Genomic DNA, 17,106 nt, shown 5'->3' with positions numbered 1-17,106 from the left:
ACAATCAATGCAACCGAAATTTTTCAAAAAAAAACTTCCGCAGTGTGCGAAAGTTTCCATCCTTATTGATCTGCAACAATTTTATATTTCTTATGTGAAATTACGGTCATGTTGGACGGTGCACCAATTTCTTTCGCATCTTCAGGCGAAATTTCAACAATTACCGAATTGTCCATAATTTTAAATATGGTTCCACTGACTTCGACGTCATTGCGGGTAAAGGATATCCATTCCCCGATATAACGGGCAGCTACAAATTCTGATACTTCTTTTTCATGTGGTTGAAATGCCATTGTTATCCACGCCTCTCTTTTAGAAACAATATCTGTATATTGTATCATAAAAGCGTGGATTTATCATCTTTTGAGTACCGCTTCACAGTTGGCAGTCCGGTTATTTCTCCTGTTGAAGGGCAAAACGCCTCACCGCACATAATTCATCCGCATACTTGATGGCCGTGATTTCAATGATTTCAATAGCCTTGCCCCGCTGTCGGTGAATGGATCATCATTCCATTGCCATAATAGATTCCAACATGACGCACCGCTGCGCGGCCATAGTCATCGGCAAAGAACAACAGATCGCCGACCTGCCAATCTGTCTGAGAATTTTTATCCACCGACTCACCTTCTATAGCCTGATCTCCGGCATCGCGTGAGATTTTAATTCCTGCAGCACCGAAGACATTAAAGGTCAGACCCGAACAATCATAGCCATAACTCGACATCCCGCCCCAGAAATACTGCAGGTTTAAAAATTGTTCCGCCATTTTGACGATGTCTGCTCCTGTTGTTCCCGTTTTCGCGTGGGAACGCTCTAGGATTTCAACGTCTATGGACCGAATCAGCGCATCTCCGTCCGGCGTCTGAACACGGACAAAATCATTCACTTCCAGTACCGGGAGTTTTGTGTTAAATGAAATAGTGGTCAGCGGCTTGAACTCTGGCGTCCACAACTGGGCATGACGTCCGGTAATGCGGGCGTAGTCAAATTCCTCAAAGAGTTCCACTTCTTTCAATTGAGCAACAGGCACCCACCCCGGATACCCACGCTCATCTTTACCGCTTGGCTGCCAAAGCGCTGCAATTTTCGCCCAGCCATCAACTACCACGTCGATTTCAACCGGTTCACCGTATAGCAATTGTGTTTCAATCCGTCCGCTTTCCATAAGGTCACGTGTCTGATCCATATTCATCGCTTCAACCCAATTATTGATCCGTCCTGTTGCGCTTAAACCTTCCATATCGACGTCGCGCGCTTTATCGGGTGAACTCCAAACCGTTGCCACCGGTATACCGCACACCGCTGATTGTTTCAGCACCATTGCCATTCCTCCTTGTTCAGAAACTCTGCAAGTACTTATTGCACGCCCGGCAGGATTGTCAGTGTCATTTCCTCAGTATCCAGTTTCGCCACCGCACCCAATGGCACCGAAAAATGCGGTTCGCAATGGCCGATTTTAAAGCCTTTTACGACCGGGATGCCGAGATCTTTGAAATAATGGTCGAATACTTGGTCGAGGCTGAGCGATTCATCCGGTTTTTTCGGTTCAGAATTTTTGAAATCACCAATCACTATGCCCGCCAGTCCCTCGAATTTCCGGGCCAGCCGCAATTGGTTCAAAATTTCGTCCACTTCATAGGGCTGCTCATTCGTATCTTCAATCAATAAAATCTTGTCTTTTGTATTGATTTCAAATTTTGTTCCGATTCCGCTCCGCAACAACGATAAATTGCCGCCGACCAGTTCGCCCTGTCCTACACCTCTTCCGATGGCCGTCAAAGTGGAAATGCCTTCATCATAATGAAGCTCGAACGGTGCAAATAATTGGCCGAACATGCGGCCGCTCCGTTCATGAAATTCGTCCTTGCCGACATCAGAAGCAAGCATCGGTCCGTGGAAAGTCACAAGATCTGCAAATTGTCCGATGGCAGTGTGGAGGAAAGTGATATCCGAATACCCCCAGAACACTTTCGGATTTTCCTTAATCATGCCAAAATCAATCTGCTCTGCAAAACGTGCGGCTCCATAACCGCCACCAGCACAGATGATGCCTGCCACTTCCGGATCTTCGAACATGGCATGGAAATCCGCCAGCCGCTCTTCTTCCGTACCCGCAAGGTAACCATGCTTCGCTTCCACTGAACTGCCCATTTTTACGTTCAGGCCTAGCTCTTCCAAAAAAGGCAACGCCTTCTTCAAATTCTCAAGGTTCGGGGGACTGGATGGCGCAATCACACCAACAGTATCTCCACGTTTCAACCGTTTTGGCAATATTCTCATATGTATCTGCTCCTTTTATGTAGATATAGTATCGACTGACCCCTTGGTTCTGCTTCCCTTCAATATATCAATGCATCATCCATTCATCAAGCAGGCGGAATTTTTATCGGTTTCTCTTCCCAAAACATGTACCCAATTTACGTATAATACCCTTCGTATTAAATACCAATATCTTAAGGTATTTATTATATTTTAATTATTTAAAATTTTTAGTAATATAGTATCATGACAATTATTTGATAATTCCATATAATCAGAACAAGTTATAAAAATAGCAAAGATTTATAACTTGCAAGCAAGATCTTCTATAGAATATAGAAACTAAAAAGGAGCGGATTGTTATGAACTTTGAAAAAGCATTGGAACTGGGATGGGAAGATCTTGCACTGGGAATCGCTGGCTCAGCAATCGTCATGCTGATCGTCAACTTTTTCACTATGATGTAGAGGTGACTTATGTATATTTATAAACCATGAACCCCCTATTTCCGGATTGTCAGGAAACAGGGGGTTTTTGCTGCACTTAATTTTTGGCAAACAAAAACGTCTCCCCCATCTTATCCGGGCAGACGTCATTATTCACGTTTAAATATTGTATATCTCTCTTCAAGCTTCACTTGGCATACCTCCATTAAGCTGTTGTTGATCCATTAAATCATTGAACATCACTTCATCCCTTAACTCAAGTGCGTGGTCTATCATACGATTGAAATTTTCTTGCTCCAGGAATTCAATCGCTTCCATCGCTTCAGATTTTGCCTGATCCGGAATCTCGGCGATACCCGCATTCTCCCCTTGCAGAATTGACTGGAGATGCATATGGATATCGGACACCAGCAATAACTGATAGAGTGGCAGACGGATAAACCTGTTCCCTTTCTGGAAAACGAATACTTCAGATAAATTTTCCACCTGGAAAGTATTCGTATTGACTACAATTTCCTTGCCTTCAACCGGGATGAAATGAAACAGCTCATCATCTTTCATGATTGAGAGGTACTGGTAGGCAAAGACGAACTTTACAAGATGGTCTTCTTTCTTTGTATAGAATGGTTTCATCATTTTTACATGCAACATCATAGCTCCCCCCTCTCTTATTTTAGAATATTCTGTTTAATTAATCATACCACAGATTCCTCGTTTCGTAACTAAAAAACCTTAGATTTATCCACTTATATTCCACCTTTTTTTCCGGGTTTTTTATAAATTGCCATAAATTGAACACAGTGAATACTGACGGAAAAAGCGGCATTAAAAATCTGACCAGCAGCGAACTCCCCTTCCCCGTTTACGCGCCCCCCGGAAACAAGTATAATAGAAGGAAAGTTTTATTTTGGGGCGATGCAAATGGCTACGGTTCAATCCCTGGCACAACAATATGAAGATACGATCCGCAATTATATGGCTGCTATCGAGAAATCCCTCTCTCCCGCGCGTGCGCTGGACGAGGAAATGGTTCGAAAAGCGGTCTTTTTAGTTCGCCATGACGGAGTTCAAATCCAGTCATTCAATGAAGAACGCCTGCTGCTTGAGGCGAGTGTCAAAGACGCTCATTCTGTAAGAGTTGTCTTGAGTTTTGAAAATGAGACGGCTGTCTGCGCCTGTCCGCAGGAAGAGATGTGCCGGCACCGGCTTGCTGTGATTTTCGCGTTGTATCAGAAAGTCGGTTCGCTGGCCGGATGGGTGGCCGATTGGCGCGCCCAGGAAAAAGAACAACTTTCAACTATTGGTAAACAACGGTCACCGGAGCAATGGACAAAAGTTATTCGAAGTGTCTGGCGAGATCCGATTCCGGATTATACATCGAGGAATTATTTTTACTTTGAACAGATGTATGAAGGGCGCCTGAAAAACGCTTTGTCTTTCGTTCCGCTTGAGCGCGAATGGAAAACATTGTTCCGCGCCTATGCCCATTTCATTTCATTGGCTGAAGTTTGGCCGACTTATATATCCGGCACCAATGATGTCCACCACTCTTTTTTCAAGACATGGTTCGAAGATGAGCTCCACGATTTGCGGGATCTGCTCGGCCAATTGCATGGACAGCACCGGACATTCGAATCCGATGCCTTCTTCAATCATCTCCGTGAAATGGTCCGGTCGTTTGCGGCCATAAAGGATGGATCTTCATCACAGCGCCTGACCGTCTATCAATTGTTCTGGACACATCTTTTCACCAGTGACCAGCTGCGAAAAAGTGAACTCACTTTATTCCCGCGACCGGACGAACGGATTACTGCTTTTTTTGCAATTTTGCTGAAAGACACGATTGCACTCAAAAAAATTGCACCGAACGAAACACATGATTGGATCCAATTGGCCATTCTGGCAGAACAGGAAAAGCACAACCAGGCTCTGGAAGTTATTTTAATGGCAGTCAAACCGCATGTGAAAACCTTTCTGTTCGAAGGTTTGTATACGCAATATCGTCAGCAATACGTACGCACGCTGAGCCGCCTGTTCTCCCTTATCCACTTGGATGAAAAGGATTGGGAAGATCTGTTCCGCCAGTTCGGCCATTACGGATTGCCTGCCTATTCGACGTACCTGATTGAAAAAGGCTTATTCAAACAATGGGCGGAACTTCATCATATGCATTCTTCCCCTCTTTATTTCGCTGAAGAATGCGGTTTGAAGGAAGTCCAGGAAGCTGCACCTGATTTTGTGCTGCCACTTTACCACCGCTACGCAATGTCCCATTTGGATGAACGCAGCCGGGCAAGCTATAAACAAGCCGTCCGCATATGGAAAAAGATGAAATCCGCTTGCAAAAAAAGTGATCAAATGGAATTTTGGAAATCATATATGAAAGAAATCCGGACGCAGAATAAACGGCTACGGGCACTGCAGGAAGAGATTGAGAAAGGAAACTTGGTATGACTCAATTCCAAACAGAAGGAAGCCGCATCTACTATTTGAAAATCACCAAGGGAGACAGTTTCCGCGTTCAGGCAATCAATGAAACCGGAAATCGGATTCCTCCCGAGATCTGGACTCCTTATTTGTATTTTATGGATAAGGCCAGTTTTTTTGGTCTGAAATCGGAAATGGATGGACTGGACCTGGTCCTGTCCCCCGCTGACTTTGTTCGGCTCTTTAATGGCGACGATCATCACTATGTCACCTTCAAAGGACAGACCGATGACGATATCGCCTGGCTTGAACTTGCCGAAAAAGTTTCGGATTCGTTGAATGATCCCCGTTTATGGGAAAACGTTTCTGTGGAAGGCGAAGAAATTATTATCGACAGTAAATATGGCGATATGGATATTCAGGCTTTCCTCAGTGATACCATTGGCCAGCAGCTTCGCCAAAAAGGGCTGTCGACTGCCCAATTGCCTTATATCCGGCATTTCATCCAACATGCCGGATGGGATGGATTGGAACCGGCAGACGATTATGTAATCGCTGTTCAACTGAGCGAACCCGATGAAACGCCGGAATGGTCGTTTAAAGTCGTACTGCGATCGAAACGCGGCAGTGTTTACTGGACGCCTTCCAAACGGCGGATGGATGAACCGCTCGAAAAAGTGCTGCCGGAGAAATGGCGCAGCCGACACGCCGAAATTGCAGAGAAGCAGGCGCTTATCCTGAGCCTTTGCCCGTCTATTGAAAGTTTCGATGAAACCCGTCTCCATCACGCAGAATGGACCGACGCCGAGGTCCTCCAGTTTCTGCGCAGCGACACGGAAATTTTACAGGCTTTCGGCATTGAAGTGTCGATACCTTCCTGGCTGCAGGCCGTGCAGGAATCGAAAATACGCGTAAAAGCCAACGTCCATTCCCCTGCCAAAAAAGCTTCAGTTGTCGGATTGGATCAAATTATCCGTTTTGACTGGCAGTTTTCATTGAACGGCCATGAACTTAGCATGCAGGATTTCGAAAGGCTTGTTTCCGACAATAAAGAGTTTATTCGCATCGGGAACGAATGGGTGCGGGTCGATTCAAATCTGCTCATGCAATTGCGCAAAATGATCGAAGAAGCGGATGATGCCGATTGGACGATCAAGGATATGCTGTTCCAGAATGTACCGGAAATCATGCTTGAAGAATCCTCAGAAGAAGACGATCCGCTTGTCGAATTCAATTTGAATAAATCATTGAAAGTCCTGTTGGATAAATTGCTCGATAAACGGGATCTGCCGCCGACCGCAATTCCTGAAAACCTGCTCACGGAACTTCGCCCCTATCAAAAAATCGGCTTTGACTATCTGGTGTTTATGAGAGAGGAAGGATTCGGCCTGTGCCTCGCTGACGACATGGGTCTTGGCAAGACGGTACAGCTTATTTCCTATTTATTGCATGTCCATTCCAAGAAACAGGAGCAGCCTTCATTGATCATCTGCCCGACATCGGTTCTTGGCAACTGGCAAAAAGAACTCGAACGTTTTGCACCGGATTTGAAGGTCTATATGCATTATGGCCCTGTTCGTCCGAAATCCGAGGATTTCACCCGCTTTCTGGCTGAAGAACAGCCTGACGTCGTGTTATCCACCTACGGCATCGCAGCTTCAGATGCCGAAGAAATGCAGGATCTTCACTGGAGCAGCATCACATTGGATGAGGCACAGAACATTAAGAATATGTATACGAAGCAATCGCGCACAATCCGCCGTTTCAAAGGGCAGCACCATATCGCGCTGACAGGTACGCCGATCGAAAACCGGCTTTCCGAACTTTGGTCGATTTTCGATTTCATCAATAAAGGCTATCTCTACCGCATCAAGCAATTCCAGGAAACGTTCATGATTCCGATCGAACGGGATGACTCTGAAGAAGCGAAGGAAAAATTGCGGCAGCGCATCCAGCCATTCCTGTTGCGCCGCACAAAGAAGGATCCGGATCTCCAGCTGAATCTGCCTGAAAAACAGGAGCAGCTTGAATATTGCCCATTAACTCCGGAACAGGCCGCACTTTACGAAGGCCTCGTACAGGACACCGTTGAAAAAATGGAAACGCTGACCGGTTTCGAGAAAAAAGGGCTGGTCCTGAAAATGCTCAGCAAACTGAAGCAATTATGCAACCATCCAGCGCTTTACCTGAAAGAACCTTATACATCAGCAGATGAGATTTTGCCAAGATCGCAGAAACTTGAACGCATTGTAACGCTTGCCGGTGAAATTGCCGAGCGCGGTGAACAATGCCTGATTTTCACTCAATACATCGGCATGGGGCATTTACTGCAGCAGGCCATCAATGAACTTTATGGCCACGAAGTGCCGTTCCTTACCGGCAGCATGCCGAAAAATCAGCGCGATTCGTTGGTCAATGCATTCCAGCAAGGGAAATTCCCAATTTTCATACTTTCTCTGAAAGCCGGTGGAACAGGCTTAAACCTTACTGCGGCAACTCACGTTTTGCACGCCGACAGATGGTGGAATCCAGCCGTCGAAAATCAGGCGACTGACCGTGCCTACCGCATCGGCCAAACACAATTTGTGCATGTCCATAAATTTGTGACGATCGGCACCATCGAAGAAAAAATCGATTCACTTCTGACCCAGAAACAGGCGATGTCAGAACAATTCATCCAGTCGAGCCAGTGGATGACCGAGCTTTCCGATAATGAACTCAAAGAGCTGTTTACCTACTCACTATAAGAGAAGCAGGGTCTGGATAGCGATTGTTGGTTTGAAAATGTTTTCTTTAATAGAAGTAATATCTTAAGTAAGAATAATAATCCTTGGCAGCCGATATTACGCAAAACAGCTTGCTTGCCTGGGGGCTCGCAAAAACCCGTGCTCCTGCATCGCTACGCTAGCTTCGTCGCAAAGAGCTGGCCTTGCAAGCTACGGCCAACTCTTAGCTAACTCGGGCTCGTTGCACTTCGACCGAGTGGATCTCAGCACTTCGCTTGGCCCCCTGGGCGTCTGCGCTGTTTTGCTCCATATCTCAGATACACTCTTTCAATCAAAGTTAATTTCCTAACGCAGGTGCGCTCCAGGAGCAGGCGAATGCCGACGAAGCATAAGACGAGTGCTCTTCTCGGCTTATTGCGGGAGCCAAGGTGTGCCATACGAAGATGGCACCTCCTTTGCGACGAGCTTGCGCAGGAGCATAATCTTGGCTCTTTCCAAAGCACCGAAGCGACATATTTATAGGATTCTTTAATTCACTCAATATAAATATAAAATGAGCATGGCCGGGTCCCCACCCGGCCATGCTCCCCTACTCAGATCTAATGAGTGAAACTTTATCAACCCTTTGCAGCGGAACGGAAATGTTCTTTCAGTTCACTTAGTTCCCGCTCCGCCTCTGCCAAACGTCTATGAAGCGAAGCTGTCAGGCGGATCAACTGCTCCATATGCACTTCCAATTGCTCTTGTATGTCCTTAGGCATAACTAAGTGCCTCCCATCTTCCTATATTATGCGTTAGCTGGTTCCGCTTCGGGCACTGGGAAATCAAAATCTGCTTCAGATTCTGGTTCCTTCTGTATGGGAGCGGTTTCTTCTTGCGCTTTTCTTCTGTCCAGGAACCGAACCTGATCAGCCGCAATTTCCGTTACGTAGATTCTCGACCCGTCTTCCTTATCGTAATGCCGGGATTGCAATCTACCCGAAATTGCTACAAGAGAGCCTTTTACACAGTATTTGGCAACATTTACTGCATGCCTCCCCCAAGTGGAGCAGAGCACGAAATCACTTTCAATTTCCCCTTTCTGGTTTTTGAAATTGCGGGAAACGGCCACGATGAACGTTGTATGTACACGCCCTTCGCTTAATGTCCAAGACGATGGATCTTTCGTCAGCCTTCCTACCAGCCCTACCTGATTCATATTTTTTCACCTCCTTCCTGTAAAATCAGCTTACTAAATAAACTGAATTTTATGCAAAAGATGAAAAGTGGAATTTGCCAAGGTTTTGGCAGTCCATAATTCATTTTTCATTTTCCAATAAAAATTATTATTCTTCTCATTCCTTTAGTCCACCGGCTTTTACGCCCATGAGAAGTACAATCCAAAAAAGATTTTTGGAAGCTTTTTGGATCTTTTCTTCGTTCGACTGAAAATTCCTGGCTATGCTATACTGGAAAAAAGATTGATTTGGGAGGTATATTGATGAAAACCTTTAAAATGTTGTCGTTGGGGCTTGTCGAAGATGAAGAGATACATAATTTCCCTCTTGAAGACGGTATCATCATCAACCAGGAAAATAGCCACCGGTCCTGGGTGCTTGAAATGCTGATGGCTTTGGAGCATGAGGAAAAATTCAAAAATATGATGGAGTCCGGCAAAATTTATGATGTGAAAGTAGTCATTTCCTACCCGGAAAATGAGCCGGCGACTTTTGAAGTCGGAATTTACGGCGTTAAAAAAATGGGTGATCATATATCTGTCTTAATGAAAGGGATTTTAAAACGTGCCCGCCGCAAATATGCGGAAACCCTTCTATCCGAACTGCTGGATGAAGGATTGGAAGGTGAACAATTGCTCGGACGCTTCGAAAGTGATATGCGGTCGCGTCCGGTGCTGAAAAAAGATGAAGAAACAAAATAAAAAAAGACTTGATGAGGAGAACTTCCACCATCAAGTCTTTTCTAATTCAATTGCTCCAGTTTAATTTCAACAAACGCTGCTTCCGCTTTGCAAGAATAATTAAACTCCGGAGTTTTGTTTTTCTGCAATACTTCTATTCGTTCTATTTGTTCTTTTGTTGGCGGCTCGTTAAGAATCCTGGTGATTGTTTGGTTCATCTTCAAAGCCAGTTCTTCATGAAATTCGCTGCTGGTTTTGACTTCATCTGAGAGTTCTTTATACCATTTTGAATCATGTATGATATAGTTTCTCCAAATTATCAAGAAATCATTGATATTATATAACTTCTCTTCCCAATTAATTTCAGCCATATACTGCTCAAAAACTTTGGTGATTGAGCGTGTGATATTGCTTTTAACTGATGTCGGTAAAGTCTTATACATTAAATCCCCCCTGTTTTAGAAAGAATAAAGTCGTTAAACTTAAGACTTTATTTTTATTCATCAGTTGAAGCAACCGGTCCCAATGCAAACAGGATGTCGCATTCGCAAGCGATTTCCCCGTCTACTGTTGCAATGCCGTGGCCCTTGCCCATTGGCCCTCTAAGCTTTGTCAACTCCACTTCCAGGCGCAACTGGTCACCTGGGACTACCTGGCGCTTAAAGCGGCAATTGTCGATGCCGGTAAAGAAAGCGAGACGGCCTTCATTGCCTTCAATCTTCAATACTGCCGTTGCTCCCACCTGCGCCAGCGCTTCAACGATCAGAACACCCGGCATTACCGGGTATCCTGGAAAATGTCCATTAAAGAATTCTTCATTGGCCGATACGTTCTTCATGCCAACGGCTCTTTTGCCTGGTTCTATTTCCAACATCCGGTCCACCATCAAAAATGGATACCGGTGTGGTAAGATCGCTTTAATCTGTTCAGTCGTCAACATGAGTCCAACCCCTTTTTCTAAGCGAAAGAAAAATGCAGCATCTGTTATTTTCTGCCGCTCATTATATCGATTATATGCTGCCAGGTTTCCCATTTCAGGGCATCCTTGGGTTCACCGTCTCCGATAATCCCGTAGCCCACCATGGCTCCCAATGCCGCTGCCAGAACAATTAAGCCAAGGACAAGGATAATCCGAAGCCAGATCGGAAAAAGGCGGATTTGTACCCACCAGGTCTTTTTCTGCTGTTTTTCTTCAGCAACTTCTTCATTTTTATGTTCTTTTCTTTTTGATACTTTTTTTGTTGGCTCAGCCATTTAAGTCGTCAACCTTTCCAATGATGCATACCCCTGAAAATCCCTTCCGAAGCATTGCACATCCACAGTTCTTCTGTCTTGGCTGCGTTTTTGCACAGCACTTGTAGCTATTATACTAAAAAACTGCTATTGGTGTACACATAAAAAGTTGCCGACTTATTATCAGCGTGATTTTTTCGAAAGGCTGTCCAGCATCATTCCAGTGCCATGAGCTACACTGTTCATCGGATCTTCTGCAATGAAGACAGGTACCTTCAGCTCATCTGCCAGCAATTGTTCAATACCGTGCAGCATAGCCCCGCCACCCGTAAGTATTACACCTCTGTCGATTATATCCGCTGACAGTTCAGGAGGCGTTTTCTCCAATACATTCTTGGCTGAGGCGATTATCAAATTCACCGATTCCCGCAATGCCAGCTCAATCTCATCTGAATGAACCGTAATGACACGGGGGAGTCCAGACACCATATCCCGACCGCGGATTTCCATTTCTTCTTTGCGGCCGCCTTTGAACACTGTACCGATTTCAATTTTAATATTCTCAGCTGTACGCTCACCAATCAGCAATTTATACTGTTTTTTTACATATTGCAGAATATCATTATCAAAAACATCACCAGCCACTTTAATCGACTCACTGGTAACGATATCGCCCATCGAAAGGACAGCCACGTCAGTTGTTCCCCCGCCAATATCGACGACCATATTGCCGGTCGGTTGATAAATATCCATTCCGGTCCCGATAGCAGCCACTTTCGGCTCTTCCTCAAGATAAACTTTCTTGCCGCCTGATTTTTCAGCAGCTTCGCGGATCGCTTTCTGTTCGACACTGGTTACATTTGTCGGGCAGCAAATAAGAATTCGGGGTTTATTCATAAATCCTCTGACTTTTAATCTGTCGATAAAATATTTCAACATAATCTCAGTTACGTCAAAATCGGCAATTACGCCTTCTTTTAAAGGTCTGATGGCGATAATATTATCCGGTGTACGCCCGATCATTTTTCGCGCTTCTTCTCCTACTGCGATCACCTGATTCGTTTTTCGGTCCATAGCCACGACCGATGGTTCATTTAGAATGACCCCTTTGCCTTTCACGTAAATCAGAACATTCGCTGTCCCTAAGTCGATTCCTATATCTCTTGAAAAGAACATTCCCGTTTCCCCTTCCGGTAATTGTACATCTATATAAGTTGAACTAATAATTTGTTATAATCGATATTCCGCAAAACAGCTTCGCTTGCCTGGGGGCTCGCGCTAAACTAACTCGGGCTCTTCGCCCGAGTGGATTTCAGCACTTCGCTTGGTCCCCTAGGCGTCTTCGCTGTTTTGCTCCATATCTCTAAGCATCACCTAGCGCCGGCGCGTTCCCGGACTGAGCGGAGCGATAAGACGAGTGTTCTTCTCGGCTTATTGCGGGAGCTTTGTCCAAAGCGCCGAAGCGGTATATAAAAGCTAATTATTTACTTCAACTTATATGTTATGTATATTTCTGTAAAGACGCTCCTAACAAATAATTTTATCACAAAGACCTTATTCCCTACATCCTTTTTTAAAAGAATATATGTTATTTTGAGAAAATTAAATTTAAGAAGGGGATTTGATTCAACAGATCTGGAATGTCTCATAAAAATGAAAATTAAAAAGGCCAGAAGCAAAATGCTTCCGACCTATAATATAAATAAAGTATTAGACCGTCTGTTCTTCCATCACCGGTGTTTCTTCAGTAACGACGCGTTCGATATCTGCGCCAAGAGATGATAGTTTCTTATGGAAATTCACATAGCCACGATCCAGGTGTTGCAATTCGTTTACCCGTGTGATTCCTTCTGCGGCAAGTCCAGCCAGGATCAATGCAGCGGCTGCGCGTAAATCTGTAGCTGCTACTTCAGCTCCCTGCAATTTCGATGGGCCTTCCATAATGACAGAACGTCCTTCAATTTTTACTGAAGCATTCATTCTGCGGAATTCCTCGACATGCATGAACCGGTTTTCAAAAACTGTTTCAGTCAATATGCCATTGCCTTTTGCCGTCAGCATCAATGACATCATCTGAGACTGCATATCCGTCGGGAATCCTGGATGAGGCATTGTCTTAATGTCAATCGAACGAAGCGGACGGCTTGCCTGGACGCGAAGCCCTTCTTCCGTCTCTTCAATTCTTACACCCATTTCCCCAAGTTTGGAAATTAATGCCGCCATATGTTCTGGAACAGCATTTTCAATGATTACATCGCCTTCAGTGATAGCGGCTGCTACCATGAATGTTCCTGCTTCAACGCGGTCAGGAATGATATAATGCTCAGCGCCATTAAGTTCTTCAACGCCTTCAATACGAATCGTATCGGTTCCTGCACCAATCACTTTGCCGCCCATTTCATTGATGTACGTAGCCAAGTCGACGATTTCCGGTTCTTTAGCTGCGTTCTCGATGACGGTAACTCCTTCAGCCAATGCTGCCGCTGACATGATGTTCTCAGTAGCACCGACACTTGGGAAATCCAGATAAATTTTAGCGCCGCGCAACCTTCCGTTAACATCCGCTTCGACAAAACCGTTGCCGATTGTTATTTTCGCACCCATCGCTTCAAAACCTTTCAGATGAAGTTCGATTGGACGTGATCCGATAGCACAGCCACCAGGAAGTGCAACACGTGCAAAACCATTGCGTGCAAGAAGCGGACCCATAACTAAAATGGATGCTCTCATTTTTCTAACATACTCAAATTGAGCTTCACTTGATAAAGTTGCCGATGAATCGATGTGCATTTCGTTCTTTTCGGGGAAGTACTCCATGCTTACGTTCAAGCTCTTCAGCACCTCCTGAATTGTGTACACATCTGCTAAATTTGGTACTTCCTTAATGATGCTTTTTCCCGTACCCGCAAGCAATGCTCCGGCAAGGACTGGAAGTACTGCATTCTTAGCACCTTCCACTCTTACTTTACCTTTTAATTTATTTCCGCCTCTTACAATGATTTGTTCCACTGAAACGCCCTCCATATAAAAAATGATATGTAAAAAATCTGCAAAATGTATATAAATCGTTTAAAAGTCCAATGTCATAATTTAGAAACAAAACCTTTACTATGATACCCGCAATTTATTAAAATAACAAGTATCCTGCAGATTATTTTTCTGCAATGAAATCTTCTTTTTTATATCATTCGTAACAACAGTTTGATTTACGTCCGTCGATTCACACTTAATATTACAATTTGATTACAGTGAATATTTTCCCCATGTATAGGAAAATAAACATAGTTTCTAAATTTATTTCCCGGGAAATAACTAAGGTTTGGCAAATTGGCCTGTTCCCACCAAGTGGAAACACGACAAAATGCCAACTGTCAAAAGAGATATGGCAATTGGCGGGACCATGAAGAAATGTTCAGGAAAAAGGTTGAAACCATTGTACCTAAAGCAATGCTGAGAAAAATATATAGAATCTGTGCCTGCAGCACATGGTGTTTTCTGATCCAGTTTTCAAAAATCACAGCCCGAAGCGCATAAAAAGACACGCCTGTAAAAAAGATGTGACTGAAGATGGATATTAAAGCTTGTTGCCCGATTACCATTTCCATAAGATCACCTCATTCAAAAATAAATTTAAATTACTGATAATTAATTTCTATAGAAAAGAGCGGGCAAAAGTAAATCCCTTTTGCCCGCTCTTCATATTATTATTTCCAGACTAGAGAGCTCAGCTGTGATAAGTGCTGTCACTTTTCTTTGTCCAGACTCCAGCGGCCCAGCTCTTCGGGTCATAAGCCACTCTGGTGTCTAGTCTCCAGTGCCTAGCTCTTCGGGACATAAGTCAACCCAGCTATGTGGCAAAGAGCGCCACTTCGCTGGTCTGTCTTATGCCTGTCAGAGCTGAACAGGCACTTCCGCTTTTCGAGACTGTGCGGCTGAAAAGACGCCACTTCGCCAGATCGTCTTACGCCTTTCAGAGCTTAACGGGCGCTGTCACTTTTCTACTGTCCAGACTTCAGTACCTAGCTCTTCGGGTCATAAGCCGGTTCAGCTATGCGGCAAAGAACGCCGCGCCGCTGTCCCGTCTTATGCCTTTCAGAGCTGAACAGGCACTTCCGCTTTTCTTTTATATATTACCCTCATGAACATTGATACGATTCATCGCACGCTTCAAGGCAAGCTCAGCCCGCTTGAAGTCGACTTCATCTTTTTTCGCCTGGAGCAACGCTTCTGCACGTCTTGCTGATTCTTGAGCGCGAGCAAGATCAATCTCAGTCGCAAGTTCAGCTGATTGAGCAAGAATTGTTACTTTTTCAGGACGAATTTCAAGGAATCCGCCGCTTACAGCAACCAATTCCGTCGAGTTTTCTTTCTTCAATCGGACTGCGCCGATTCCAAGAGGTGCTACTGTCGGGATGTGTCCGGGCAGAACGCCCATTTCACCGGATGCTGTAACCGCTATTACCATGGAGACTTCTGAATCGTATACCGGGCCGTCGGGAGTGACAATATTGACTATAATGGTCTTCATTTTTTTCCCTCCTGGTCCCTGATTTTAGACTTCTACGCCCATGCCTTTGGCTTTGGCGATTACATCTTCAATGCGACCAACCAAACGGAAAGCATCCTCAGGCAAGTGATCATATTTACCGGCAAGGATTTCCTGGAACCCTTTGATCGTTTCTTGAACCGGCACGTAAGAACCTTTTTGTCCTGTGAACTGCTCTGCCACGTGGAAGTTTTGGGATAGGAAGTTCTGAATGCGGCGCGCACGGTTAACCGTAAGCTTGTCCTCGTCACTCAACTCATCCATACCAAGGATTGCAATGATATCCTGAAGTTCGCGGTAACGCTGAAGCGTTTCCTGAACCTGACGGGAAACTCCGTAATGCTCTTCTCCAACGATTTCAGGCGACAATGCGCGTGAAGTTGAAGCAAGCGGATCCACCGCTGGGTAGATACCCATTTCAGAAAGTTTACGCTCAAGGTTGGTTGTTGCATCCAAGTGGGCGAAAGTTGTTGCCGGAGCCGGATCCGTATAGTCATCGGCTGGAACGTAAATCGCTTGAATTGAAGTAACAGAACCTGTGCTTGTCGTCGTAATACGTTCCTGCAATTGGCCCATTTCTGTAGCAAGTGTCGGCTGGTAACCAACGGCAGATGGCATGCGGCCCAGAAGTGCTGATACCTCAGAACCTGCTTGCGTGTAACGATAGATATTATCGATGAACAGAAGTACATCCGCGCCTTGTTCGTCACGGAAATATTCAGCCATTGTCAAAGCGGACAAAGCAACACGCATACGTGCACCAGGCGGCTCGTTCATCTGTCCGAAGACCATTGCAGTTTTCTTGATAACACCGGATTCGCTCATCTCGTGGAATAAGTCGTTTCCTTCACGTGTACGCTCACCAACACCGGCGAATACAGAAAGACCGCCGTGCTCTTGAGCGATGTTGTTGATCAGTTCCTGGATAAGAACTGTTTTACCTACACCGGCACCACCGAAGAGACCGATTTTACCACCTTTGATGTAAGGGGCAAGCAAGTCAACAACTTTGATACCTGTTTCAAGAATTTGAACTTCTGTTGAAAGATGTTCAAATGTCGGCGCTTCACGGTGAATCGGGTTACGTGCCTGTGTAGCCGGAATTTCTTCCCCCAAGTCGATTACTTCACCGAGCACGTTAAATACGCGGCCCAATGTTACTTCTCCAACTGGAACAGTAATAGCGCTGCCCAAATTGGTTACAACCGATCCACGCTGCAATCCATCAGTGGATTCCATTGCAATCGTGCGAACAGTATCGTCGCCAAGGTGCAATGCTACTTCCAAAGTCAAAGTAACTTGTGCCTGACCGGGACGATCAATATTTACAGTTAGGGCGTTGTAGATTTCTGGAAGCTGGCCATCGGCAAACTTGATGTCTACAACCGGACCCATAACTTGAAGAACGTGTCCTGTGTTCATGCTATTCCCTCCTGTCTTACTTTTATTGAAACAAATTCAGAAGCTCAGACACCCTAAAAGGACGCCATTGCTTTTCTTATTGTCCAGACTCCAGCGGCCCAACTCTTCGGGTCATAAGCCACTTTGGCTGTGCGGCTGAAAACACGC

General features: G+C 45.0%; 17 protein-coding genes. 3 read left to right on the top strand and 14 right to left on the bottom strand.

What is annotated here, in order from left to right:
* Positions 1 to 62: 62 nt before the first annotated feature.
* The 4 genes from ACFQ1X_RS10360 to ACFQ1X_RS10345 all read right to left on the bottom strand — a co-directional run bounded on the left by ACFQ1X_RS10360 (position 63) and on the right by ACFQ1X_RS10345 (position 3,359).
* Positions 63 to 293: a DUF2187 family protein gene (locus tag ACFQ1X_RS10360; protein WP_144841170.1), complete on the bottom strand. Its 231-nt coding sequence runs from the start codon at positions 291 to 293 to the stop codon at positions 63 to 65.
* Positions 294 to 472: 179 nt separating this feature from the next.
* Positions 473 to 1,324 carry a C40 family peptidase gene (locus ACFQ1X_RS10355; RefSeq protein WP_379082438.1) on the bottom strand — a complete coding sequence of 284 codons (852 nt, stop codon included), beginning with the start codon at positions 1,322 to 1,324 and terminating at the stop codon, positions 473 to 475.
* A 35-nt stretch (positions 1,325 to 1,359) separates the two neighbouring features.
* Positions 1,360 to 2,283 carry a S66 peptidase family protein gene (locus tag ACFQ1X_RS10350; RefSeq protein WP_144841171.1) on the bottom strand — a complete coding sequence of 308 codons (924 nt, stop codon included), beginning with the start codon at positions 2,281 to 2,283 and terminating at the stop codon, positions 1,360 to 1,362.
* Positions 2,284 to 2,888: 605 nt separating this feature from the next.
* Positions 2,889 to 3,359: a transcriptional regulator gene (locus ACFQ1X_RS10345; RefSeq protein WP_144841172.1), complete on the bottom strand. Its 471-nt coding sequence runs from the start codon at positions 3,357 to 3,359 to the stop codon at positions 2,889 to 2,891.
* A 270-nt stretch (positions 3,360 to 3,629) separates the two neighbouring features.
* Between ACFQ1X_RS10345 and ACFQ1X_RS10340 the strand changes: the two genes are divergently transcribed.
* Both ACFQ1X_RS10340 and ACFQ1X_RS10335 read left to right on the top strand, forming a co-directional pair.
* The gene (locus tag ACFQ1X_RS10340; RefSeq protein ID WP_144841173.1) at positions 3,630 to 5,162 is read left to right on the top strand and encodes a hypothetical protein; all 1,533 of its coding nucleotides are present in this window, start codon (positions 3,630 to 3,632) and stop codon (positions 5,160 to 5,162) included.
* A complete protein-coding gene (locus ACFQ1X_RS10335; RefSeq protein ID WP_144841174.1) occupies positions 5,159 to 7,882 on the top strand; it encodes a DEAD/DEAH box helicase in 2,724 nt (907 codons plus the stop codon). The genes ACFQ1X_RS10340 and ACFQ1X_RS10335 overlap by 4 nt, the downstream gene beginning before the upstream one ends.
* A 596-nt stretch (positions 7,883 to 8,478) precedes the next feature.
* On the opposite strand, the gene ACFQ1X_RS10330 is transcribed toward ACFQ1X_RS10335, so the two are convergent.
* Both ACFQ1X_RS10330 and ACFQ1X_RS10325 read right to left on the bottom strand, forming a co-directional pair.
* Positions 8,479 to 8,622 (bottom strand): hypothetical protein, encoded by a 144-nt coding sequence (locus tag ACFQ1X_RS10330; protein WP_379082433.1) that lies wholly within the window; start codon positions 8,620 to 8,622, stop codon positions 8,479 to 8,481.
* A 26-nt stretch (positions 8,623 to 8,648) separates the two neighbouring features.
* The gene (locus ACFQ1X_RS10325; RefSeq protein ID WP_144841175.1) at positions 8,649 to 9,059 is read right to left on the bottom strand and encodes a single-stranded DNA-binding protein; all 411 of its coding nucleotides are present in this window, start codon (positions 9,057 to 9,059) and stop codon (positions 8,649 to 8,651) included.
* Between the two features lie 282 nt (positions 9,060 to 9,341).
* Here ACFQ1X_RS10325 and ACFQ1X_RS10320 point away from each other — a divergent pair, with 282 nt between their 5' ends.
* Positions 9,342 to 9,779, top strand: a complete 438-nt coding sequence (locus tag ACFQ1X_RS10320) for a YwpF family protein (RefSeq protein WP_144841176.1) — start codon at positions 9,342 to 9,344, stop codon at positions 9,777 to 9,779.
* A 41-nt stretch (positions 9,780 to 9,820) separates the two neighbouring features.
* Here the strand turns inward: ACFQ1X_RS10320 and ACFQ1X_RS10315 are convergent, their stop codons facing one another.
* From ACFQ1X_RS10315 to atpD, 8 genes are all read right to left on the bottom strand, one after another.
* On the bottom strand, positions 9,821 to 10,201 hold the full coding sequence (locus ACFQ1X_RS10315) for a hypothetical protein (RefSeq protein ID WP_144841177.1): 381 nt from the start codon (positions 10,199 to 10,201) through the stop codon (positions 9,821 to 9,823).
* Between the two features lie 53 nt (positions 10,202 to 10,254).
* Positions 10,255 to 10,698 carry a 3-hydroxyacyl-ACP dehydratase FabZ gene (gene fabZ / locus ACFQ1X_RS10310; RefSeq protein ID WP_144841178.1) on the bottom strand — a complete coding sequence of 148 codons (444 nt, stop codon included), beginning with the start codon at positions 10,696 to 10,698 and terminating at the stop codon, positions 10,255 to 10,257.
* 44 nt (positions 10,699 to 10,742) lie between these two features.
* Complete coding sequence (locus tag ACFQ1X_RS10305) at positions 10,743 to 11,012, bottom strand: DNA-directed RNA polymerase subunit beta (protein ID WP_144841179.1); 270 nt, start codon at positions 11,010 to 11,012, stop codon at positions 10,743 to 10,745.
* 162 nt (positions 11,013 to 11,174) lie between these two features.
* Positions 11,175 to 12,167 carry a rod shape-determining protein gene (gene mreB, locus ACFQ1X_RS10300; RefSeq protein WP_144841180.1) on the bottom strand — a complete coding sequence of 331 codons (993 nt, stop codon included), beginning with the start codon at positions 12,165 to 12,167 and terminating at the stop codon, positions 11,175 to 11,177.
* Positions 12,168 to 12,701: 534 nt separating this feature from the next.
* Positions 12,702 to 14,000 (bottom strand): UDP-N-acetylglucosamine 1-carboxyvinyltransferase, encoded by a 1,299-nt coding sequence (gene murA, locus ACFQ1X_RS10295; RefSeq protein ID WP_144841181.1) that lies wholly within the window; start codon positions 13,998 to 14,000, stop codon positions 12,702 to 12,704.
* 362 nt (positions 14,001 to 14,362) lie between these two features.
* Positions 14,363 to 14,596 carry a DUF1146 family protein gene (locus ACFQ1X_RS10290; RefSeq protein ID WP_144841182.1) on the bottom strand — a complete coding sequence of 78 codons (234 nt, stop codon included), beginning with the start codon at positions 14,594 to 14,596 and terminating at the stop codon, positions 14,363 to 14,365.
* 518 nt (positions 14,597 to 15,114) lie between these two features.
* Positions 15,115 to 15,519 carry a F0F1 ATP synthase subunit epsilon gene (locus ACFQ1X_RS10285; protein ID WP_144841183.1) on the bottom strand — a complete coding sequence of 135 codons (405 nt, stop codon included), beginning with the start codon at positions 15,517 to 15,519 and terminating at the stop codon, positions 15,115 to 15,117.
* A gap of 24 nt (positions 15,520 to 15,543) precedes the next feature.
* On the bottom strand, positions 15,544 to 16,959 hold the full coding sequence (gene atpD, locus ACFQ1X_RS10280) for a F0F1 ATP synthase subunit beta (protein WP_144841184.1): 1,416 nt from the start codon (positions 16,957 to 16,959) through the stop codon (positions 15,544 to 15,546).
* Positions 16,960 to 17,106: the final 147 nt, after the last annotated feature.

The sequence above is a fragment of the Metaplanococcus flavidus genome, from assembly GCF_042675885.1.
Lineage (GTDB): Bacteria > Bacillota > Bacilli > Bacillales_A > Planococcaceae > Planococcus > Planococcus flavidus.
This window is presented reverse-complemented; position numbering and strand designations above follow the sequence as displayed.